Source organism: Pseudorhodoferax soli (assembly GCF_003337555.1).
GTDB lineage: Bacteria > Pseudomonadota > Gammaproteobacteria > Burkholderiales > Burkholderiaceae_C > Pseudorhodoferax > Pseudorhodoferax soli.
In genome coordinates this window covers 526,522-547,151 of the sequence record NZ_QPJK01000004.1, presented here as the reverse complement: position 1 = coordinate 547,151, position 20,630 = coordinate 526,522, and the positions used below count along the sequence as shown (strand labels likewise).

20 protein-coding genes are annotated in these 20,630 nt (G+C 71.7%); 11 read left to right on the top strand and 9 right to left on the bottom strand.

Annotation, left to right across the window (positions count from 1 at the left end):
* Positions 1 to 35 precede the first annotated feature (35 nt).
* The 3 genes from DES41_RS17295 (at position 36) to DES41_RS17285 (ending at position 3,358) form a co-directional block, all read left to right on the top strand.
* Positions 36 to 965 carry a LysR family transcriptional regulator gene (locus tag DES41_RS17295; protein ID WP_114468878.1) on the top strand — a complete coding sequence of 310 codons (930 nt, stop codon included), beginning with the start codon at positions 36 to 38 and terminating at the stop codon, positions 963 to 965.
* A gap of 216 nt (positions 966 to 1,181) precedes the next feature.
* The gene (locus DES41_RS17290) at positions 1,182 to 1,580 is read left to right on the top strand and encodes a phosphonate transporter (protein ID WP_245965748.1); all 399 of its coding nucleotides are present in this window, start codon (positions 1,182 to 1,184) and stop codon (positions 1,578 to 1,580) included.
* Entirely contained in the window at positions 1,580 to 3,358 is a 1,779-nt protein-coding gene (locus DES41_RS17285; protein WP_245965747.1) for a putative bifunctional diguanylate cyclase/phosphodiesterase, read from the top strand. The genes DES41_RS17290 and DES41_RS17285 overlap by 1 nt, the downstream gene beginning before the upstream one ends.
* 30 nt (positions 3,359 to 3,388) lie before the next feature.
* Here DES41_RS17285 and norR read toward each other — a convergent pair whose 3' ends face one another.
* Positions 3,389 to 5,029 (bottom strand): nitric oxide reductase transcriptional regulator NorR, encoded by a 1,641-nt coding sequence (gene norR / locus DES41_RS17280; protein WP_114469033.1) that lies wholly within the window; start codon positions 5,027 to 5,029, stop codon positions 3,389 to 3,391.
* A 143-nt stretch (positions 5,030 to 5,172) separates the two neighbouring features.
* On the opposite strand from norR, the gene hmpA reads away from it, so the two are divergent.
* Positions 5,173 to 6,360: an NO-inducible flavohemoprotein gene (gene hmpA / locus DES41_RS17275; protein WP_114468877.1), complete on the top strand. Its 1,188-nt coding sequence runs from the start codon at positions 5,173 to 5,175 to the stop codon at positions 6,358 to 6,360.
* A gap of 81 nt (positions 6,361 to 6,441) precedes the next feature.
* Here the strand turns inward: hmpA and DES41_RS17270 are convergent, their stop codons facing one another.
* Together DES41_RS17270 and DES41_RS39745 are read right to left on the bottom strand one after the other, a co-directional pair.
* Entirely contained in the window at positions 6,442 to 6,813 is a 372-nt protein-coding gene (locus tag DES41_RS17270) for a nuclear transport factor 2 family protein (protein WP_114468876.1), read from the bottom strand.
* Positions 6,810 to 7,166, bottom strand: a complete 357-nt coding sequence (locus DES41_RS39745; RefSeq protein WP_114468875.1) for a hypothetical protein — start codon at positions 7,164 to 7,166, stop codon at positions 6,810 to 6,812. The genes DES41_RS17270 and DES41_RS39745 overlap by 4 nt, the downstream gene beginning before the upstream one ends.
* Positions 7,167 to 7,354: 188 nt before the next feature.
* Between DES41_RS39745 and DES41_RS17260 the strand changes: the two genes are divergently transcribed.
* Complete coding sequence (locus tag DES41_RS17260; RefSeq protein WP_114468874.1) at positions 7,355 to 8,224, top strand: class I SAM-dependent methyltransferase; 870 nt, start codon at positions 7,355 to 7,357, stop codon at positions 8,222 to 8,224.
* Positions 8,225 to 8,231: 7 nt separating this feature from the next.
* Here the strand turns inward: DES41_RS17260 and DES41_RS17255 are convergent, their stop codons facing one another.
* Positions 8,232 to 9,527: a hypothetical protein gene (locus DES41_RS17255; RefSeq protein ID WP_114468873.1), complete on the bottom strand. Its 1,296-nt coding sequence runs from the start codon at positions 9,525 to 9,527 to the stop codon at positions 8,232 to 8,234.
* A gap of 107 nt (positions 9,528 to 9,634) precedes the next feature.
* On the opposite strand from DES41_RS17255, the gene DES41_RS17250 reads away from it, so the two are divergent.
* Positions 9,635 to 11,341 (top strand): FMN-binding glutamate synthase family protein, encoded by a 1,707-nt coding sequence (locus tag DES41_RS17250; protein ID WP_114468872.1) that lies wholly within the window; start codon positions 9,635 to 9,637, stop codon positions 11,339 to 11,341.
* Between the two features lie 8 nt (positions 11,342 to 11,349).
* Here the strand turns inward: DES41_RS17250 and DES41_RS38435 are convergent, their stop codons facing one another.
* Positions 11,350 to 11,523, bottom strand: a complete 174-nt coding sequence (locus tag DES41_RS38435) for a hypothetical protein (RefSeq protein WP_170168202.1) — start codon at positions 11,521 to 11,523, stop codon at positions 11,350 to 11,352.
* Positions 11,524 to 11,681: 158 nt separating this feature from the next.
* Between DES41_RS38435 and DES41_RS17245 the strand changes: the two genes are divergently transcribed.
* The 4 genes from DES41_RS17245 to DES41_RS17230 all read left to right on the top strand — a co-directional run bounded on the left by DES41_RS17245 (position 11,682) and on the right by DES41_RS17230 (position 15,268).
* Positions 11,682 to 12,167 (top strand): acyl-CoA thioesterase, encoded by a 486-nt coding sequence (locus tag DES41_RS17245; protein WP_114468871.1) that lies wholly within the window; start codon positions 11,682 to 11,684, stop codon positions 12,165 to 12,167.
* Between the two features lie 142 nt (positions 12,168 to 12,309).
* Positions 12,310 to 13,863: a class I adenylate-forming enzyme family protein gene (locus DES41_RS17240; RefSeq protein WP_245965746.1), complete on the top strand. Its 1,554-nt coding sequence runs from the start codon at positions 12,310 to 12,312 to the stop codon at positions 13,861 to 13,863.
* A 26-nt stretch (positions 13,864 to 13,889) separates the two neighbouring features.
* The gene (locus tag DES41_RS17235) at positions 13,890 to 14,624 is read left to right on the top strand and encodes an SDR family oxidoreductase (RefSeq protein WP_114468870.1); all 735 of its coding nucleotides are present in this window, start codon (positions 13,890 to 13,892) and stop codon (positions 14,622 to 14,624) included.
* Between the two features lie 29 nt (positions 14,625 to 14,653).
* Positions 14,654 to 15,268, top strand: coding sequence for a 2-hydroxychromene-2-carboxylate isomerase (locus DES41_RS17230; RefSeq protein ID WP_114468869.1), 615 nt, complete (start codon positions 14,654 to 14,656; stop codon positions 15,266 to 15,268).
* Positions 15,269 to 15,284: 16 nt separating this feature from the next.
* On the opposite strand, the gene DES41_RS17225 is transcribed toward DES41_RS17230, so the two are convergent.
* Together DES41_RS17225 and DES41_RS17220 are read right to left on the bottom strand one after the other, a co-directional pair.
* Positions 15,285 to 16,664, bottom strand: coding sequence for a HipA domain-containing protein (locus DES41_RS17225; RefSeq protein ID WP_114468868.1), 1,380 nt, complete (start codon positions 16,662 to 16,664; stop codon positions 15,285 to 15,287).
* Between the two features lie 9 nt (positions 16,665 to 16,673).
* Positions 16,674 to 17,525, bottom strand: a complete 852-nt coding sequence (locus DES41_RS17220) for an IclR family transcriptional regulator (protein WP_245965745.1) — start codon at positions 17,523 to 17,525, stop codon at positions 16,674 to 16,676.
* A gap of 139 nt (positions 17,526 to 17,664) precedes the next feature.
* Between DES41_RS17220 and DES41_RS17215 the strand changes: the two genes are divergently transcribed.
* Entirely contained in the window at positions 17,665 to 18,870 is a 1,206-nt protein-coding gene (locus tag DES41_RS17215) for an iron-containing alcohol dehydrogenase (protein WP_114468866.1), read from the top strand.
* Positions 18,871 to 18,989: 119 nt separating this feature from the next.
* Here the strand turns inward: DES41_RS17215 and DES41_RS17210 are convergent, their stop codons facing one another.
* Together DES41_RS17210 and DES41_RS17205 are read right to left on the bottom strand one after the other, a co-directional pair.
* Positions 18,990 to 19,568: a hypothetical protein gene (locus tag DES41_RS17210; RefSeq protein ID WP_114468865.1), complete on the bottom strand. Its 579-nt coding sequence runs from the start codon at positions 19,566 to 19,568 to the stop codon at positions 18,990 to 18,992.
* A 97-nt stretch (positions 19,569 to 19,665) separates the two neighbouring features.
* Positions 19,666 to 20,607: a LysR family transcriptional regulator gene (locus DES41_RS17205; protein ID WP_114468864.1), complete on the bottom strand. Its 942-nt coding sequence runs from the start codon at positions 20,605 to 20,607 to the stop codon at positions 19,666 to 19,668.
* Positions 20,608 to 20,630: the final 23 nt, after the last annotated feature.

Here is a 20,630-nt window from a genome sequence, read left to right as displayed (position 1 = left end):
GATTTGTGCGCAAGCTTGATAAGCGGCCTGTATCAATGCGATTCACCCTGCACCAACTCGAAGCCTTTGTCTGGACCGCGCGGCTCGGCACAGTGCATGCCGCGGCCAAGCAGCTCAACCTCACGCAGCCGGCCGTCTCCAACCGCATCAAGGACCTGGAGGAGGAGATGTCGCTGCAGCTGTTCCAGCGGCACAACCAGCGCCTGCAGGTCACGCCCCAGGGGCGCAACGCGCTGGTCTATGCCGAGCGCGTGCTGGCCTCGGCGCAGGAGATGGCCCGGCTCGACCAGGGCAACAGCATCAGCGGGCTGATCCGCATCGGCGTGGACGAGTCCTGCGCCATCGTCGGCATGCCGCAGATCCTGAAGGAGCTCAAGGACAGCTTTCCCGGCCTGCGCGTGGACCTCACGGTGGGCGGCGGCGCCGAGCTGCTGCGCCGCATCGACAACGGCGAGCTGGACGTGGCGCTGCACACCGGCCAGAGCGAGCAGCCCAAGGTGGCCAGCAGCTTCATCGGCTGGACCGAGCACCAGTGGCTGGCCGCGCCCGACCTCGTGCTGCCGCCCGGGCCGTTCCTGCCCGAGCAGGCGCTGGCCTGCCGCATCGTCTCGAACCCGCCGCCCTCCACGCTCAACACCTCGGTCACCAAGTGGCTGCGCGGGGGCGGCTGCGAGTTCGAGGAGTACAGCCGCTGCAACTCGCTGTCGCTGATGCTCGCGCTGGTGCTGTCGGGCCACGCCATCGCGGTGCTGCCGGTCTCCATCGCGCGTGCCCATGTGGAGTCGGGCGCACTGCGCGTGCTGGACGCGCGGCCCGCGCTGCCGGCCGTGCCCTACTACTTCTCGTACCTGGCGCACCACCGCATCGAGACGGCGGCGCGCATCCTGACGATCGCGCAGCGCAACCTCGTGATGGCGCGCTTCTTCGCGCAGGGCCTGCCGCCGCCCGCGCCGGCGGTCGGCTGAGCGGCGCCACCCTGGAGCTGCTGCCACGGTCCGAGATGCCCGCGTCCTACACCACGAATTCCGCGCCACTGGCACGGACACCCGTGTCCGGCGGTAGGCTTGGGGCCTTTGAGGGAGCTACAGCATGCTGAAAGTGCGAATGCCCGGGAGCCTTGCGTCCTGGGTCCTGGAGAAACCCGTTGGAGCGGCGCGGAGGCATCCCGCACGCAGCGCCAGATGAGCGTGTCGACAGAGCACCCCGCTGTGCGGCACGCCTGCACCATGGACGCGCCGGACCTCGCCGCGGTACTGGAAAGCACCGACATCGACCGGCTGGCGTTCGGCGTGATCGGCTTCGACGCCAACTGCATCGTGCAGACCTACAACCAGCTGGAATCCGCATCCGCCGGGCTGCGGCCCGAGCGGGTGGTCGGACAGCACCTGTTCGAGTCGGTCGCCCCCTGCATGAACAACTTTCTCGTGGCGCAGCGGTTCGAAGACGCCGCGGAGCAGGGCCGCCCGCTGGACGACACGATCGACTATGTGCTGACCCTGCGCATGCGCCCGACACCCGTCAAGCTGCGGCTGCTGGCCGATCCGGCGCTGCGCTGGCGCTACGTGCTGGTGCAGCGCTAGTGCCGGGCTCCACAGCGCCCGAGGTGCCGGAAGACAGCGACGCGTTCCAGTCGCTGATCCAGTTCCTCTACCAGACGCCGGTGGGCCTCATCGATGCCGATGCCGATGGCCGCATCCGCATGATGAATCCCATGGCCGCACAGCTGCTCATGCCGCTGGCCCGCCACGCGGTGCTGAGCAACCTGTTCGATGTCCTGCAGGAGGTGGTGCCGCAGGTGCGCCGACTGGCCGCCGGCCCGGTCGGCCCGCGCGGCGTGCTGTGCGAAGGCCTGCGTTTCGAGGGCGGCGGCCCCACGGCTGCAACGCACCCGGCGCGCCAGCGCATCCTGGCGCTCAGCCTGTTCAGCACCGACGGCACGCGGCTGACCGCCGTGGTGCACGACGCCACGCAGGACGAACGGCGCCAGCGGCGGCGCGTCGATGCCGCGGCCCAGACCGACCGGCTGACCGGCCTGGCCAACCGGCAGGCGCTGCACGCCTATCTGGCGGCCCGCCTGGAGCAGGGCGCCGGACAGGCGCGGCCGCTGGCCCTGCTGTTCATCAACAGCGACCGCTTCCAGCATGTCAACGACACGGTCGGCCAGACCGCGGGCGATGCGGTGCTGGCCCAGCTGGCAGGGCGGCTGCAGGCCCTGGTGGATGCGGCACCGGCCGAACCGCAGGAGACCGTGCCGGCGCCGCTGGAGATGGCGATGACGCAGCGGGCACTGGTCGCGCGCATCGACGGCGACGAGTTCGCCGTGGCCTTCGAGCCCGAGCCGGGCGCCGGCGCGCAGGCGGCCCGCGCATTGGCGGCCAGGGCGCTGCTGGCGCTCGGACAACCGTACACGCTGGACGGCCAGGCGCTGCGTTGCCAGGCCAGCATCGGCATCGCCTACGCGGCAGAACAGGCGCAGACCGTGGGCGACCTGCTGTACCACGCACGGCTGGCCATGGTGGCGGCCAAGCGCGCAGGCGGCAACCGTGCGATGGAGTTCGCGCACGCGCTGCGCGAGCAGGCACGCCAGCGCAGCGCCACCGAGAACGAGCTGCGGCGTGCCGTGCATGCCGACGAGCTGTTCGTGGTCTACCAGCCCGTGGTGTCGTTGCGCAACGGCCGTGTCGAAGCCGTCGAGGCGCTGGTGCGCTGGCGGCACCCGGTGCGCGGCCTGGTGTCCCCGGTCGACTTCATCGGCATCGCGGAGGAGACCGGCCTCATCGTCGAGGTGGGGGCCTTCGTGCTGCGCGAGGCCTGCCGGCAGTTCATGCGCTGGCAGCGCCAGCACGGCACGCGCGCACCGGCGCTGATGGCGGTGAACCTGTCGCGCGGACAGCTGCCGCACCCCTCGCTCGTCGACGATGTGGCCGCCATCATCGAAGCCACCGGCATGCGGCCCGGCCAGCTGCAGCTGGAGGTGACGGAGAGCATGGCGGCGCAGGATGCCGCGGTGCAGACGCGCCTGCGCGACCTCAAGCGGCTGGGGCTCACGCTGGCGCTGGACGATTTCGGCACCGGCTATTCGTCGCTGGCCAGCCTGCACCAGCTGCCCGTCGACGTGCTGAAGATCGACCGTTCCTTCGTCAGCCAGCTGGAAACCAGCCGGCACCACCGGGTGCTGGTCGAGTCCACCGTGCGCGTGGCGCAGAGCCTGGCCTTGCGCACGGTGGCCGAGGGCATCGAGACCGAGGCACAGGCGGGCATGCTGGCCGCCATGCAGTGCGACAAGGGCCAGGGCTACCACTTCGCCCGCCCGCTCGGCGTGGCCGAGTTCGACGCCTGGCTGCAGGCGCGCCCGTAGGTTCGGCAGCCGGGTGCGCCCGCCGCGCCTTCAGCGCTCGGGGCCGGCGGGGCCGGGGCCAGCGCCGGGCCGCCCGTTGCGCGCCGGCACCGCCAGGCCCAGGCGGCGCGCCAGCCGCACGAGATTGGCGCGGTCCATCTCCAGCGCGCGCGCCGCGGCAGCCCAGTTGCCGTGCTGTGCGGCCAGGGCCTGTTCGATAGCCAGGCGCTCGAAGGACGCCACCTGCAGGCGCAGCGGCTGGCCGGCCACGGCCACTGCTGCGGCCGGTGCGGCCGGTGTGGCTGGTGCGGCCGGTGCGGCGGCCGCCGCGTGCGACGCCGCCGGGGCGTGCGGCAGGCCGAGGTCTTCGGCGTCCACGCTCAGCACACGCGGCCGCTGGCCATGCCGGCCCAGCGCGCGCAGCGCCGCGCGCGCCAGCACATGCTCGAGTTCGCGCACATTGCCCGGCCAGGCATGGGCCAGCAGCGCCTGCTGCGCCTGCGCATCCAGCCGCACATTGCCCAGCCCGAGGCTGGCGCGCTGCTCCTCCAGGAAGGCGCCGGCGAGCAGCAGCACATCGCGCCCACGCTCGCGCAGCGGCGGCACCGCCAGCGGGTAGGCGCCGAGCCGGTGGTACAGATCGGCGCGGAAGCGCCCGGCGCGCACCTCGGCCGCCAGGTCGCGGTTGGTGGCGGCGACCAGGCGCACGTCCACACGGTGTTCGCGGTCCGAGCCCAGGCGCTGCAGTTGCCCGTTCTGCAGCACGCGCAGCAGCTTGGCCTGCACCGCCAGCGGCAGCTCGCCGACCTCGTCGAGGAACAGCGTGCCGCCATCGGCCAGCTCGAACTTGCCCTGGCGCTCGGCCACGGCGCCCGAGAAGGCGCCGCGCACATGGCCGAACAGCTCGCTCTCGACCAGGTTCTCGGGCAGGGCCGCGCAGTTCAGGCTCACGAGCGGGCGCGCGGCGCGCGGTGAGGCGGCATGCAGGGCCTGCACGACGAGTTCCTTGCCCACGCCGGTCTCACCGCCCACCAGCACGGTCAGGTCGCTGGGGCCGACCAGCGCGATCTCGCGCAGCAGCGCGCGGTGCGCGGCGCTGCGGCCCACGAGCCGGCGCGTGCGTTCGCGGCCGGCCGCGCGGCGGTATTGCTCGGCCCGGCGCTGGGCCTCCTCGGCACGCAGCGCGAGATCGTCCATGCGCTCCGCCGCGGCCACGGTGGCGGCGGCCAGGTCCGCCAGGCTCTGCAGGGTTTGCATGTCCACCGCCTCGAAGCGCGACAGCGCCAGCGCATCCAGCGTCATGAGCCCCCAGGTGCGGTCCTGCACGCGCAGGGCGCAGCCCATGCAGTCGTGCACGGGCAGGTGGCCGTGCACATGCTCGACCAGGCCGTCGTAGGGGTCGGGCAGGCCGCAGTCGGGCGCGAAGCGCAGTGGCTCCTCGGCCTGCAGCAGCGCCTGCAGGCGCGGGTGCTGGCCGACCAGGAAGCGCCGGCCCAGCGTGTCGGGCGCCAGCCCGTCCACGGCCAGCGGAACCAGGGCGTCGCCATCGAGGCGCAGCAGCGCCACGGCATCGGCCGGCAGCAGCCGGCGCACCGCGTCGAGCAGGCGGCGGTAGCGCTCGGACGGCGGGATCTGGCGTGCCAGGTCGGCCACCAGCGGCAGCATGGCGGCGAGCAGGGATTGGGGAGTCATCATGTCCCGAAAGAGGTCATCAAGACCGGTTTTCAAGCTGCGTCATTTTGACCTGAGGCTCGGCAAGCCGTTGCAGCGCAAGGATTTTTTCCCTGGCACGAACGCTGCCTGTGCATGCGGGTCATCCACCAATCGAGTCCCCCATGCTGACCCCTGCGCAACGCGACATCGTCAAGAGCACCGTGCCCCTGCTGGAAACCGGCGGCGAGGCGTTGACCACGCACTTCTACCAGCTGCTGTTCCGCGACCATCTCGAGGTGCGGCCCCTGTTCAACCAGGCCCACCAGGCCAGCGGCGACCAGCCGCGCGCGCTGGCCAACGGCGTGCTGATGTACGCCAAAAACATCGACCGGCTCGAAGCCCTGGGGCCGCTGGCGCAGCAGATCGTGCAGAAGCATGTGGCGCTGCAGGTGCAGCCCGAGCACTACCCCATGGTGGGCGACAGCCTGTTGCAGGCGATCCGCGAGGTGCTGGGCGCCGAGATCGCCACCGATGCCGTGATCGAGGCCTGGGCCGCGGCCTACGGCCAACTGGCCAAGCTGTTGATCGGCGCCGAGGCCGCAGCCTATGCCGACAACGCCCAGGCGCCGGGCGGCTGGCGCGGCGCGCGCGCCTTCCGCGTGGCATCGAGGCAGCGCGAGAGCGCCGAAATCACCTCCTTCCACCTGGTGCCGGCCGATGGCGGGGCGCTGCTGGACTTCCACCCCGGCCAGTTCCTGGGGCTGCGCCTGGTCGTGGGCGGCCAGGAAATCCGCCGCAACTACTCGCTGTCGGCCGCGCCCGATGGCCGGCAGTACCGCATCAGCGTCAAGCGCGAACCTGGTGGCCTGGCCTCCAACCACCTGCACGACCGCGTGCAGGAAGGCGACCTGCTCGATGTCTTCCCGCCGGCCGGCGCGTTCACGCTGGCCGCGGGCGACAAGCCGCTGGTGCTGATCAGCGGCGGCGTCGGCATCACGCCGACGCTGGCCATGCTGGACGCCGCATTGGCCGCCCCGGGCCAGCGGCCCGTGCACTTCATCCATTGCGCGCGCAACGCCGACGTGCACGCCTTCCGCGCCCATGTGGACGCCCAGGCTGCCCGGCACCCGCGCCTGCAGGTCTTCTACTGCCACGAGGAGCAGGCCGGCGCCGGCCCCACCGCGCATGCCACGGGCCGGCTCGACCGTGCCCGGCTGCAGGACTGGCTGCCCGCGGACCGCGACCTGGACGCCTACTTCCTGGGCCCCAAGCCCTTCATGGCGCAGCTGCAACGCGACCTGCAGGCCCTGGGCGTGCCGGCCGCGCAGGCGCGCTACGAGTTCTTCGGCCCGGCATCGGCGCTGGCCTGAACGCCCGGCCAGCCGGCGCGCGTTGCAGGTGGATGCCGGCGTGCGGGGCGATGGAGTCCATGGCGCGCGGGGAGTGCGGCGCTACCAGGCTTGCGCGGCCGGCGTGCCCTGGTGGTAGCGCAGCTGCCAGCCGGCCGTGGTCTGCATCCACAGCGACATGCGCAGCGTGTGCTGCGTGGGCCCGCCGGCGTCGCGCAGCACGGAGCGAAAGTGCAGCAGCGCCATGTCTGGCGCCAGACGCTCCATGCGAAAAGCGTCCGACACCACATCGGGCCGGTCGGCCTGGCGCGTGAGCCAGGCCAGCACGGTGGCGCGGTCGTAGGCCAGCCCGGAGCGGCCGACCTCGTGGAAATCGGCATGGAGCAGCCGCTCCAGCCGCGCGGGCGTGCAGCGGTGGCCGGGATGGTGCAGCTCGGTTTCGAGCGCCTGGAGTTCGTCGAGCAGGGTGGTCATGCGGGCGGCCTGGGTTCGGGGGCGAGTGGGCGCAGCACGGCGTGTTTGCAGAAAAGGATGGTCGCGGCCACCCGCGCGTGCAGCAGCGCGTGCCGCACGTCCGGCGGCAGCGGTGCGGCCACGGCCACCATGCGGTCGATGTCGCTGCAGGGCTTGAGCCCGCCATCGATCGCCGAGCCGTACAGGTGGATGGCGCGCAGGTGCCCACCGAGCTGGCGTTGCAGGACGGCCTGCACGCCGGCGATCTGGGCCGCGATGGCCTCGGGTGGCCGGGCGATGGCCACGCTCAGCGCGACCCCTGGGCCAGGGGCCTGGGTGTCGGGGCGAAAGCCGGTGGGGGAGGTGTCGTTCATGGAGGCACGCGGGGAATCGGTCGAGCGGCGATTCTGTGGCCGGTACCGCGTTGCCGGCGATGCCCTCATGCCGAGGCGGGATGGGTTCGTCCAAGCGCTTCGAGCATCGCGGCAGCCCCCCGCTACCGCACAATCCGCCCCGGTCGCACAACGCAAATCCACCACCCCACAGCGACCGGAGGCCCGCCATGCTCATGCCAGAACTGCTGAAGACCGTGATCCGGGAGCTCACGCTGCGCGAGCCTCTGGCCCGCACGCCCGAGCCCACCCAGGCCATGGAGGAAGAGGACGCCGTGGCCGCCTATGCCAATGGCGGCCGCGAGAACGGCGCGCTGTCGGGCGCCTACCTCTACCACCTGGCGCAGATGTGCCGCATGGTGCCGCCCGGCGGCACGGTGCTGGACCTGGGGTGCGGCCCCGGCAACCTGCTCGGCCAGTTGGCCGAGCTGAACCCGGGCGCGCGCTTCATCGGTGCCGACCTGTCCCAGCCCATGCTGGAGCGCGCGGCGCAGGCCTTCCACGCGCGCGGCATCGCCAATGCCACGCTGCAGTGCGAGGACATGACCACCTTGGCCGGCATCGCCGACCAGAGCGTCGACCTGGCCGTCTCTTCCATGGCCTTCCACCATCTGCCCGACGAGGACGCGCTGGACCGCGCGTTCGCGCAGGTGGCACGCGTGCTCAAGCCGCAGGGCACGGTGTACTTCAACGACTTCGGCCGGCTGCGCAGCGCCGAGTCGATCCGCTACTTCGTGAGCCGCGCCGCCGCCGGCGAGAGCCGCGCGCTGATCGACGACTACATCCACTCGCTGCACGCGGCCTTCACGCTGCAGGACTTCGAGCGCGTGGCGCAGCGGCACCTGGCCGGCCGGGCGCAGATCTACGCGACGGCCGTGAGCCCGTTCACGGTGGTGCTGCGCAGCCCCGTGGCCATGGGGCCGGCCAGTGTCGCGTCGCAGTTGAAGCAGCGCTTTCGCGCGCTGCCGGCGGCGCGCAAGGCCGATGTGCGCCAGCTGTCGCTGTTCCTGCGCCTGGGCGGCCTGCCGAGCGCGATGTAGCGGCGGCTCAGCGGTACAGGGCCAGCGCGCCGATGCGCCGCTCGATGTCGGCCTGCATGCGCTTGTAGGCCGGGCTGCCGGGCTCGCCATAGCGCTTCTGGAACATCGGCTGCGGCAGGAACTCGGGCAGGTCGCGCACGCTGGGCAGCAGGTCCTGCTCGGTCAGGCCGGCGGCCACGCGGCGCTGCAGCCGCTCCTGCGCCGCGGCCGGGCCGACCGCCAGCGCGCCCAGGCGCGCGCCGGCCCGGTCGGCCGCCAGGTCCACGAACGAGAAGCCGCTGCCGCCCGCGCCCGCATCGTCCAGTTCCTTGTAGAGCCCCACGGCGTCGGCCAGCGGCGTGCCGGCCACGGCCGCCAGCGCGGCCGACACGCTGAAGTGCTGGGCCAGGTCGCCGCGGCCGGCCAGCTGCACGCGCTGCGGCCGCGGCGCCGGGCCGTCGGCCGCCGCGGGCGCAATGGCCGCCAGCCCTTTGCCGTTGACGTAGAAGGCCAGCACCAGCAGCGCGGCGCGCTGCTCCTGCGCGCGTTCTTCGGGCGTGGCCTTGGTGCCGCCGGCGCGTTCGCCGGCCAGGGCCAGCAGCGGCTGCAGCAGTTCGTGCAATGCCACGCCTTGCGGCTGCGGTGCGTCCACCAGCTGCGCCAGCCGCTGCTGCTGGGCGCGCAGGCGTTGCACTTCCTCGGGGGGGAGCAGGGCAGCCTGCAGCGGGCCGGGCAGGCCGTCGTGCCATGCGTAGACCACGCTCAGGGCCTGCGGCGTGATCTGCACCCGCTGCACCGCATCGGCCGCGGTGCCGAGCCCGGGGTTCTGCTGCAGCCAGGCCATCCCGCGCGCGAGCAGCCAGTCGGCGATGGGCTGCGGCACTTCCAGCCGGCCCAGCCGCAGCGCCTGCACCCGCGGCAGGCCCTCGGTCTGCACCAGCTGCCCTTGCACGTTGAGCCAGGAGCCGAACGGACTGCTGGGCAGCGGCAGGCTGAGCTGCACGCGGGCGCGGCCGTCCTGCAGCTCGGCCACGGCCTGGCCGCGGGCTGCGTGCGCGGCCAGCTGCGGCAGCAGCAGGTCGAGCTCTTCCTGCGTCAGCGTGATGGTGCGCAGCACGCCTTGCGGCGCCCTGCGTGGATCGTTGCGTTCGGCCAGGCGCAGCGCGCGCGCCACGTCGGCCGGCGTGGTCACGGCCAGGCGGACCACGCTGGGCTGGTGGTCGGTGCAGTACCAGGCCAGCACCAGCAGGCCGACCACGCCGAGGGGCAGGATGACGGCGGCGGCCAGCAGCAGGGTGGCAAGGCTCTTGGCAAGGAAACGCATCGGTCGATGCTACGGCATGGGGCAGTGTCATTCCGGCTTGTCCGTCTGCTGCGATCATGGTGCACTGCGCCGGCTTGCCGCCGTACAACAATCCATCAGAGAGCTCCATGCGACCGACCACGCCATCCCTCTTCCCGATGCGTTACAGCAGCTTCGCGCTGTGCCTGGCGGGCCTGGCGGCCAGCGCGGTCGCGGTGGCGCTGACGCCCACGGCCTGGCCGGCATGGCTGGCGCTGCTGGTGTTCGCGGTGCTCAGCGGAACCGGCGTGCACGACCTGCGCCAGACGCGCCACGCCATCCTGCGCAACTACCCGGTGATCGGCCACATGCGCTTCCTGCTGGAGTTCATCCGGCCGGAGATCCGCCAGTACTTCATCGAGAGCGACGCCGAAGCCGCGCCGTTCTCGCGCGCGCAGCGCTCACTGGTCTACCAGCGCGCCAAGGGCGACCCCGACAACCGGCCCTTCGGCACCCACCTGGATGTGAGCCTGCTCGGCTACGAGTGGATCAACCACTCGATGCAGCCGACGCGGCTGGCCGGCCACGACTTCCGGGTGGACATCGGCGACACCGGCGCCCCGGCCCACACCCACCCCTGCACCCAGCCCTACAGCGCCAGCGTGTTCAACATCTCGGCCATGAGCTTCGGCGCGTTGTCGGCCAATGCCATCCTGGCGCTGAACCGCGGTGCCAAGCTCGGCGGCTTCGCGCACGACACGGGCGAGGGCTCCATCTCGCAGCACCACCGCGTGCACGGCGGCGACCTGATCTGGGAGATCGGCTCGGGCTACTTCGGCTGCCGCAACGACGACGGCAGCTTCAGCGCCGAGCGCTTTGCCGCCAACGCCACCGACCCACAGGTCAAGATGGTGGAGATCAAGCTGAGCCAGGGCGCCAAGCCCGGGCACGGCGGCGTGCTCCCCGGGCCCAAGGTGACGATGGAGATCGCCGCGGCGCGTGGCGTGCCTGTGGGCATCGACTGCATCTCGCCGTCCTCGCACAGCGCCTTCAGCACCCCGCTGGAGATGATGCGCTTCGTCGCCGAGCTGCGGCGCCTGTCGGGCGGCAAGCCGGTGGGCTTCAAGTTCTGCCTGGGGCACCCATGGGAGTGGTTCGCCATCGTCAAGGCCATGCTGCAGACCGGCATCACGCCGGACTTCATCGTCGTCGACGGGGCCGAGGGCGGCACCGGCGCGGCGCCCGTGGAGTTCAGCGACCACGTGGGCGCGCCGCTGCAGGAGGGGCTGCTCATGGTGCACAACACGCTGGTCGGCGTGAACCTGCGCCAGCGCATCAAGGTCGGCTGCGCCGGCAAGGTGATCACGGCGTTCGACGTGGCGCGCATGATGGCGCTGGGGGCCGACTGGTGCAACGCGGGCCGCGGCTTCATGATGGCGCTGGGCTGCATCCAGGCCCAGGCCTGCCACACCGGCCACTGCCCCACGGGCGTCACCACGCAGGACCCGGTGCGCCAGCAGGCGCTGGTGGTGCCGGCCAAGGCCGAGCGCGTGCACAACTTCCACCGCAGCACGTTGCATGCACTGCAGGAACTGGTGCAGGCCGCAGGGCTGGAGCACCCGCAGCAGATCACCGCGCACCACATCGTGCGGCGCATCTCCGACACCGAGGTGCGCCTGCTGTCCAACCTGATCATGCGCGTGGCCCCCGGCGCACTGCTGGGGCCGGTCGACCAGCTGCACAACGTGTTCCGCTACTACTGGCCGATCGCCACGGCCGACAGTTTCCAGCCGCTCAAGGAAGGGCTGCACGCGCAGGGGCTCCACGCGCAAGGGCTGCACGCCGAAGCGGCATGAGGCAGTCGCTAGCCGCGCGCGTCGTCGGGCGCCAGCGGCTTGCCGGGCTTGTCGCGGCCCAATTCCTCCATCATCTTCTCGCCCTTGGTGTCCTTGCCGTCGCTGGGCACGGACTCTTCCTGGCGCAGCTCGGGCTCTTCCTGAGGAGCTTTCTGGGGCTTGGCGGGGGCGGGGTCTGTCATGGCGTCTCCGGGGTTGGGCAAAGCTCCAGCTTGGCAGGGCAGCGAGGCGCTGGCGCCCGGCCAGCGGCGCGAGCCCCTGTAGTCGCGGGCCGACGCCGAGCGCGGACTGGCATGGCTTTCGCGTGACAATCGGCGCCCCCACCGACCGGAGATCCGCCTTGGACATGCCCGCCCACCAGCTCACGATGACCGTGCTCATGACGCCGGACACGGCCAACTTCTCGGGCAACGTGCACGGCGGCACCATCTTGAAGCTGCTGGACCAGGTGGCCTACGCCTGCGCGGCGCGCTACTCGGGCTGCTACGTGGTCACGCTGTCGGTCGACCAGGTGATGTTCCGCGAGCCCATCCTGGTCGGCGAACTCGTCACCTTCCTGGCCTCGGTCAACTACACGGGCACCTCGTCGATGGAGATCGGCATCAAGGTCATCGCCGAGAACATCCGCACCCAGGCCTCGCGCCATGTGAACAGCTGCTTCTTCACGATGGTGGCCGTGGACGAGGAGCGCAAGCCGGTGGCGGTGGCGCCGCTGCGGCCGTTCTCGCCCGACGAGCGCCGCCGCCATGCCCAGGCGCAGGAGCGCAAGCAGCTGCGGCACGAGCTGGCCAAGCGCTCGCAGGAGATCCGGGCGCAGCCTGATTGAGAGGCCAGCGCCTGCAGGCTGCCGTTCCACCATGCAGTTTTGAACTTGGGCGCACCAGGCCTGCGCAAGCCCTCACGGGCCGGCTTGCGCCCTACCATCCTGCGCAGAGGACGCTGCACGGCGTCCCGCACAGGAGACAGGCTTGACGCAAACGACCACGGCGCCGCCCCGGCGCATCCATGAGCTGCTGGACCCCTGGGTCCGCACCCAGCCCGACGCGCCGGCCGTGCGCGACGCCCACACCGCCCTCGGCTATGCCGCGCTCGACGGCGCCGGCCTGGCCACGGCCGCCGCGCTGCAGGCCGCCGGCGTGCGCGCTGGCGACCGTGTGCTGCTGGTCGGTGAGAACTGCGTCGCGCTGTGCGTGCTGGTGCTCGCGCTGAGCCGGCTGGATGCCTGGCCGGCCATCGTCAACGCGCGCCTGTCGCCGCGCGAGATCGACGAGTTCATCGCCCACTCCGGCGCGCGGCGCGTGCTCTACACCGCGCATGTCTCGGCCGACGCGGCCCGCCATGCCGAGCGCCATGGCGCCGCGGCCGTGGACTGGCCCGGGCTCGACGGGCTGCTGCTGGGCCCGCTGGCCGATGCGGTGCAGCCCGAGCCCAGCGCGGCGGACGCGGCCGAACAGGTAGCCGCCATGATCTACACCTCCGGCACCTCGGGGGCGCCCAAGGGCGTGATGCTGAGCCACGCCAACCTGCTGTTCGCGGCCAACACGCTGCGCACGCAGCGGCGCTTCGGCCCGGGCGACCTGCTGTACGGCGTGCTGCCCATGGCGCATGTGGTCGGCCTGTCGATCCAGTTCCTCGGCAGCATGGCCAGCGGCGCGGCACTGCTGCTGGAGCCGCGCTTCACGCCGCAGGCGCTGGCCGACGCGCTGGAGCAGCAGGGCGCCACCGTCTTCATGGGCGTGCCGGCCATGTTCGCGCGGCTGCTGGAGCTGCGCCAGGGCCGGCCGCTGGCGGCGCCGCGGCTGCGCTTCATCGGCGTGTCGGGCTCGCCGCTCACCACCAGCCTGAAGGCCGACGTGGAGCGCGTGTTCGGCCTGCCGCTGCACAACGGCTACGGCCTGACCGAGACCGCGCCCACGGTGGCGCAGACGCCCGTCGATGCGCCGCGCGCCGATTGCGCCGTGGGCCCGCCGGTGCCCGGCGTGCAGGTGCGGCTGCTCGACCGCGCAGGCCAGCCCGTGCCGCCCGGCGAGGTCGGCGAGTTGCACGTGCGCGGGCCCAACGTGATGCGCGGCTACTACCGCAACCCGGAGCAGACGCGCGCCGCCGTCGACGCCGAAGGCTGGTTCAACACCGGCGACCTGGCCCGGCGCACGGACGATGGGGCGCTGCACATCGCCGGCCGCACGCGCGAGCTCATCATCCGCTCCGGCTTCAACGTCTACCCGGTCGAGGTGGAGCAGGCCATCAACGCCTTCCCGCAGGTCGTGCAGTCCGCCGTGGTCGGGCGCACCGTGGAACACAACGAGGAAGTGGTCGCCTTCGTCGAGACCCAGGGCGGCGCGGCGCTCGACGAGGACGGCCTGCGCCGCCACCTGCGCGAGCGCCTCTCGCCCTACAAGCTGCCCAGCGAGATCCGCTTCCTGCCGGCGCTGCCGGCCGCGCCCACCGGCAAGGTGCTCAAGAACGTGCTCAAGACACTGGCCCAGCAGCCGGCGCAGGGCGGCGTGCCGCCGGTGCTGTGACCCCCCGAACCATTGAAGGAGACCGCATGACAACCCCCACCCCCAAGGCCGTCCTGGTGATCGGCGCCGGCGATGCCACCGGCGGCGCCATCGCCCGGCGTTTCGCGCGCGAGGGCTACATCGCCTGCGTGACGCGGCGCAGCGCCGACAAGCTCGCGCCGTTGGTGGCGCAGATCGAGGCCGAGGGCGGCAAGGCCCACGCCTTTGGCAGCGACGCGCGCAAGGAAGAGGAGATGGTGGCCCTGGTGCAGAAGATCGAGGCCGAGATCGCGCCCATCGAGGCGGCGGTGTTCAACATCGGCGCCAACGTGCGCTTTCCCATCACCGAGACCACGGCCCGCGTGTACTTCAAGGTCTGGGAGATGGCCTGCTTCGGCGGCTTCCTGATGGGCCGAGAGGTGGCCAAGGCCATGCTGCCGCGCGGGCGCGGCAGCATCATCTTCACCGGGGCCACGGCCAGCCTGCGCGGGCGCGACGGCTATGCGGCCTTTGCCGGGGCCAAGGCCGCACTGCGCGCGCTGGCGCAGAGCATGGCCCGCGAGCTGGGGCCCAAGGGCATCCATGTGGCCCACCCGGTCATCGACGGCGCCATCGACACCGAGTTCATCCGCACCACCTTCCCCGAGCGCTACGCGCTGAAGGACCAACAGGGTATCGTCGACCCCGAGAGCATCGCCGAGGCCTATTGGCAGCTGCACCAGCAGCCACGCAATGCCTGGACGCACGAGTTGGAGCTGCGGCCCTGGCTGGAAGCCTGGTGAACGAAGAACCGTCTGCAAGGAGACACCGCATGACCGCCCCCAACGTCCAGTTCCTGTTCGATTTCGGCAGCCCCAACGCCTACCTGTCCCACCGGGTCATTCCCGCCATCGAGGCGCGCACCGGCGTGCGCTTCGACTACGTGCCCATCCTGCTGGGCGGGCTGTTCAAGCTCTGCAACAACCGCTCGCCGGCCGAGGCCTTCGCCGACATCCCCAACAAACGCGCCTACGAGCGGATGGAGGTCGACCGCTTCGTCGCCCGGCACAGCCTCGGCAACTACCGCTTCAACCCCTTCTTTCCGATCAACACGCTGCAGCTCATGCGCGGCGCGGTGGCGGCGCACAAGCTCGGCTGCTTCGCGCCCTATGTGGAGGCGGTCTATGTGGCCATGTGGGAGCGCGGCCTGGACATGGGGCAGCCCGCCGTCGTGACCGCCACGCTGGAGGAAGCCGGCCTGCCGGCCGCGCAACTGCTCGCCACGGCGCAGGACGCCGACGTGAAGGCCCAGCTGCTGGCCAACACCAACGAGGCGCACGCGCGCGGCGCCTTCGGCTCGCCGAGCTTCTTCGTCGGCGACGAACTCTTCTTCGGCAAGGACCGGCTGCGCGAGGTCGAGGAAGAGATCGTGCGCCAGCGCGGCTGATTGCCCGCGCAGTGCGCTACGGCGTGGCGCGCGCCGGCAGCAAGGGCGCCACGAACGCCTGCGCCACGGCCAGGTTGCGCGCTGCCAGCGTGCGGAACGCGGGCGGGATGGTGACGGGCAGGGCGGCGTGCTGCGCGGCGGTCCAGAAGCGCTCGGCCGCCAGCGCTGCGCGGGCCCACACCGCGGGCTTGGCGCCGATGCTGCCGATGCGTGGTGCGATGGGCAGCAGGTCCGGGTCCACGCCTGCGCCGATGGGGGCGTAGCGCATCGGCAGGATGTCGTAGGCCGGCGCCACGCCCTGGTATTCGCCATCCTCGCCGATCAGCAGCGAGATGTTCTCGAAGTGCCGGTCTCCGTTGCCGATCAGTTCGCTGAAGGCGGCCATGACGTCGATGCGCCGCGCATCGTCCGCGGACAGGAAGCCGGCCAGCTCGCAGCGCGCTGCGAACTCCGACCAGGTGTCGCGTGCGCCGAAGAATTCATCGTCGACCGACCCTGCGGACAACATGCCGATGCGGCCGTGCAGCCCGATCCGGTCGAAGCGGCGCACCTCCAGGAACACATGGTCGCCTGACGCCAGCAGTTCCGACGCTGCCGCAGGCACATCCACTTCGGCCAGTGCGCGCAGGGCCAGGTGCTCCAGGGGCAACAGGTCTGCCATGCGGCTGCCCTTGCGCGCGAACTTGACGATCACATGGCCGGCGTCCTGCACCACGCCCAGGAACTTCGGCTGTTCGCCGCCGGCGCTGGAGCCGAACGAAGCCTCCTTGAGCGCGCTGGCCATGGCCACGTAGTGCGCCAGCTTGTCCCGGGCCGGCGTGGCCTCGGCCTGGCGCAGATCCATCTCCAGCTGCAGCGACAGGTCGCCATAGACCAGGTTGCCCGCCAGGTTCAGTCCCCGGGTGAACAGATAGGCGATGCGGTGGTCGTCGCTCCAGTCCCTGAGGCTCAGCGGCAGGTGCAGCAGCGACGCGACGGATTGCGCCACCTGGCGGCCCAGGAAGCCGGACGGCGCGGAGAAGGCCATGTAGGGCGGCAGGCCGCCGTACAGCCGGGTCCTGCTGCGCGTCCCGCGCTCCAGCGTCGCGCCGCCGCCCAGGAATTCCACCTGGGCGAACGGCTCGATCGCGCCCGTGGCCGTGACGCGGTAGACGGTCTGGCGCGGCAGCAGTCCTCCGGGCAGGGCGCGCAGGCGCGCGTATCGCGGCGTGCGCTCACCGGGAATGCGGAACTGCGTGAATAGTTCAGGCGCTGCCTGCAGCGTGCGCGACAGCGTGGGCTGGCTGATGCCGAGAGCCGCGCCCAGCGCTTGCGCGGACAGCGGCTCGTCGCGCAGCAGCGCTTCGAGCGCCCGCGTGCGGTCCTGGAGCGCCGGTGGATGCCGTCCTGCAGCCATGTTGAAGAATTATTCGTGAATAGTTCGACGAATAATATATGCAGGCAGCAGCCGACCTTCAAGCTCCAACCGCGCCTCGATCGCCCGGACCGTCTCGATCAGCCGCGGCTGCACCAGCCGCGTGAGCATCTCGGCCGAGGTCGCCGTGGCCGGGCAGGCGGCGTTGACCACCATGGGCGGCAGGCCCTGGCCGGTGCGCAGCGGCACGGCGATGGCGTGGATCTCGGCATGCCAGTCGCCGAACGAACTGCAGTAGCCGTGGGCGGCGATGTCGGCTGCGGCCTGGTCGATGCCCTTTTGCAGGCGCGGCCACTGCAGCGGGTCGAGCGCGCGCAGGCGGTCTTCCAGCCCCTGGCGCAGCGCCGGCTCGGCACCGGCCAGGAAGGCCCGGCCCATGGCCGTGGAGGCCAGCGGGATGCGCGAGCCGATCTCCAGCCGCAGCGTCACGAGCGAGTAGCCGCGGCAGTTCTCGATGTAGAGCATGGCCAGGTCGTCGCGCGTGCCCAGTGAGACCAGGGTGCTGGTGGCGTTGGCCAGCGCCTGCATCAGGGGCCGGCTGACCTCCTTGACGTCCAGCCGCGCCAGCGTGGTGCCGCCGAGCGCCAGCGCCGCCACGCCCAGGCGGTAGCGGCCCGACTCCTCAATGTGGTGCAGGTAGTCCAGCCGCGTCAGCGTGTGGGTGAGGCGCGTGACGGTGGACTTGGGCAGCTTGCAGCGCTGGGCCAGCTCCTGGTTGCCCAGGCGCTCCTCGCCCGACTTGAAGCAGCTCAGCACCTTGAGGCCACGCGCGAGCGCGGTGACGAAGTGGCGGTCCTGCGGGTCGCGCGTGGTGGGGGCGGCAGGGACCTGGGTGTTCTGCACTGCAGTTTTTGATCGGGTGGCCATGCTGCCATTTTCGCCGCTTGCTGCTCAGAATGGCACCGACCGGAACGACCGACTGCAGTGCAGAACAAGAGGGGTGCATTGCAGGCCCGCCCAACCACCCTCATCGGAGACCACCATGCAGCCCATCCCAGCCGCCGTCGGCGCCCACAGCTTTCCCGCCATCGAGCGCGTGCACTTCGGCCGCCCCGCGGCCGAGGCCATCGTGACCGAGGCCGAGCGCGCCGGCGCGCGGCGCGTGTTCATCATGGCCAGCCGCACGCTGAACACCACCACCGACGTGGTGCGCGGCATCGCCGCGGCGCTGGGCGAGCGCCATGCCGGCACCTTCGACGGCATGCCCCAGCACACCACGCGCCGCGGCGTGGCGCGTGCCGCGCAGGCGGCGCAGGAGGTGGGGGCCGACCTGGTCGTGGCCGTGGGCGGCGGCTCGGTCATCGACGGGGCCAAGATGGTCACGCTGTGCCTGCGCCACGGCTTCACCGACGAGCACCTGCAGGGCCTGGACGCGTTCGAGACCAAGCTCAGCCCCGAGGGCCGCATCGTGCGGCCGAGCTTCGAAGGCCCGCAGGTGCGCATGGTCGCCGTGCCCAGCACGCTCAACGGCGGCGAGTTCAACGCCGGCTGCCTGGTGACGGACGAGCGCCACCACCACAAGCAGACCTTCTTCCACGCCCACATGATGCCGCGCATGGTGGTGCTGGACCCGGCGCTGACGGTGCACACGCCGGCCCACCTGTGGCTGGGCTCGGCCACGCGCGCGCTGGACCACGCCATCGAGGCGCTGCTGTCCATCTCGCCCACGCCGCTGTCGGACACCGTGGTGCTCGAAGGCATCCGCCGCATGGCCGCGCTGCTGCCGCAGTGGCAGGCCGACCCCGGCAACCTGGAGCTGCGCGCGGCCTGCCAGATCGCGTCGTGGCTGTGCTCGTACGGGCTGTCCAGCCGCAGCGTGTTCGGCGGCGTGATGATGGGCCCCAGCCACGCCATCGGCCATGTGCTGGGCGGCACCTGCGGCGTGCCGCACTACTTCTGCACGCCGGTGCTGATGCCCGCCGTGCTGCGCTGGAGCGCGCCGTCAACGGCCGAGCGCCAGCGCCTGCTGGCCGAGGCGCTGGGCCGGCCCGGCGTGCCGGCCGGCGATGCCTTCGCCGACCTGGTGGCGCAGCTGGGCCTGCCCGGCAACCTGCGCGCCGTGGGGGTGCAGGCCGAGCAGTTCGACAACATCGCGCGCATCAGCATGGGCGAGATCTTCACGCGCGGCAATGCGCGGCGCATCACCGAGCCGGCCGACGTGCTGGAGATCCTGCAGCTCGCGGCCTGATGAGCGGGACCATGGCCACGGTGCAGGCGCTGCTGGACCGCCTCATGGACGGGGCGGGCCAGATCCTCGGTGCGCGGTTGGGGGGCCTGCGCGGCAGCACCTGAGCGCCAGCGCTTCGGCTACGGGCAGCCTGCAGGCACTGCGATGCGGTGCTGCTGCGCCAGCTCCTTGGCGCGCGCCAGCACGGCGGGTTCGGTGAAGCGCGGCCCCAGCACCAGCGCGATGAACTTGAAGTCGACCGCCGCCGTGGCGCCCTCTGCTGCCTGGAACAGCGCGGCCACCATCACCGGGCTTTTGCACGAGACGCGGATCACGTCGCGGTAGTAGGCGCGCCAGAGCCGGCCGAACACCAGGGGGTTCAGCTCGCGCGTGATGACCCACTCGTCGAAGGCGTACTGCCAGTACTTCACCAGCTGCGCGAATTGCGCGGGTTCAGGCATCTCGGTCAAGGTCCAGAACCGCGCGGGCATGGACGCACGCAAGGCATTGAAGCCCACGCGCAGGTTGCGGAAGGTGTCGGCGCGCGAGGCCAGCAACGTGAAGGACAGGCCGACGAAGGCGACCGTGGCCGAGCACGCGAGGATCACCGCTGTCAGCAACGGCACGCTGAGCCAGCCGAAGACCAGCGGCGAAGCGGCAGCGGGCGACACCGCGCTGGCAGCGATCTGGGCAATGGCGGGAGCGGCGGCCGAGGTCATGGTGAGGGAGCAAGCGCTGCGATGGGGGGCGATAGGTGGGGGCCACCGGCGGGGGCCTGAAATCCATCTTAGCTGTATTTAAAAACAGTGTTCGACCTCATTGCAACGAATCGTGTCTTTGCCCCGCACCGCCCCGCAGGCCCGCGCCGACCGCTTCGGCAGGCCGCGCCTGGCGTACCGCATGGAGCAGGCCGTCCACCAGCACGTTGTGCGGTCCGGGCCGCCACACGGCATAGGCCTCCGACAACGCCGTGACGCCTTGCAGCGAACGGAACACGGCGCCTTGCAGACCGCAGCGCTGCATGGCCTGCGGCACCAGGGCCACGCCCAGCCCCTGCGCCACCATCGACACCACCGCCAGCCAGTGGCGCACTTCGTGCCGGACTTCCGGCAGGAAGCCGGCCTGTGCGCAGATGGCCAGGATGCGCTCGTGGTAATCGGGCGAGGCGGCGCGCGAGAACAGGACGAAGGCCTCCTCGCGCAGCGTGGCCGGCGCCACGCGGCGCTTGCGCGCCAGGGCATGGTCCGCTGGCAGGCAGGCCACGAAAGGCTCGCTGAGCAGCAGGCGCGCGCTGAGCTCGGCCGGAAGCCGCGCGGTGTGCATGAAGCCCAGGTCCAGCCTGTCGTGCAGCAGGTCGGTGATCTGCTCGGCCGAATTGAGCTCGGCCAGGCTGATGCGCACGGCCGGATGGCTGGCCTGGAACGCCGCCAGCGCCTGCGGCAGGCCGCGGTACAGCATCGCGCCGACGAAGCCGATCCGCAGCCGCCCGGCCGAACCGGCCGCCACCTCGCGCGCCTCCAGCGCCGCCTCCTCGGCCTGGCGCAGCAGCTTGCGCGCCGACGCCCGCAGCGCCTGGCCGGCCGGCGTGAGCCGGACCTGCTTGCTGTTGCGTTCGAACAGCCGCGCGCCCACGCTGTCTTCCAGTTGGCGGATCGCCACCGACAGCGGCGGCTGCGAGATCGCCAGCCGCTCGGCGGCACGGCCGAAGTGCAGCTCGTCGGCCAGCACGGCGAAGTAGCGCAGGTGGCGCAGTTCCATCAATAGGTATCTCCTATGGATCA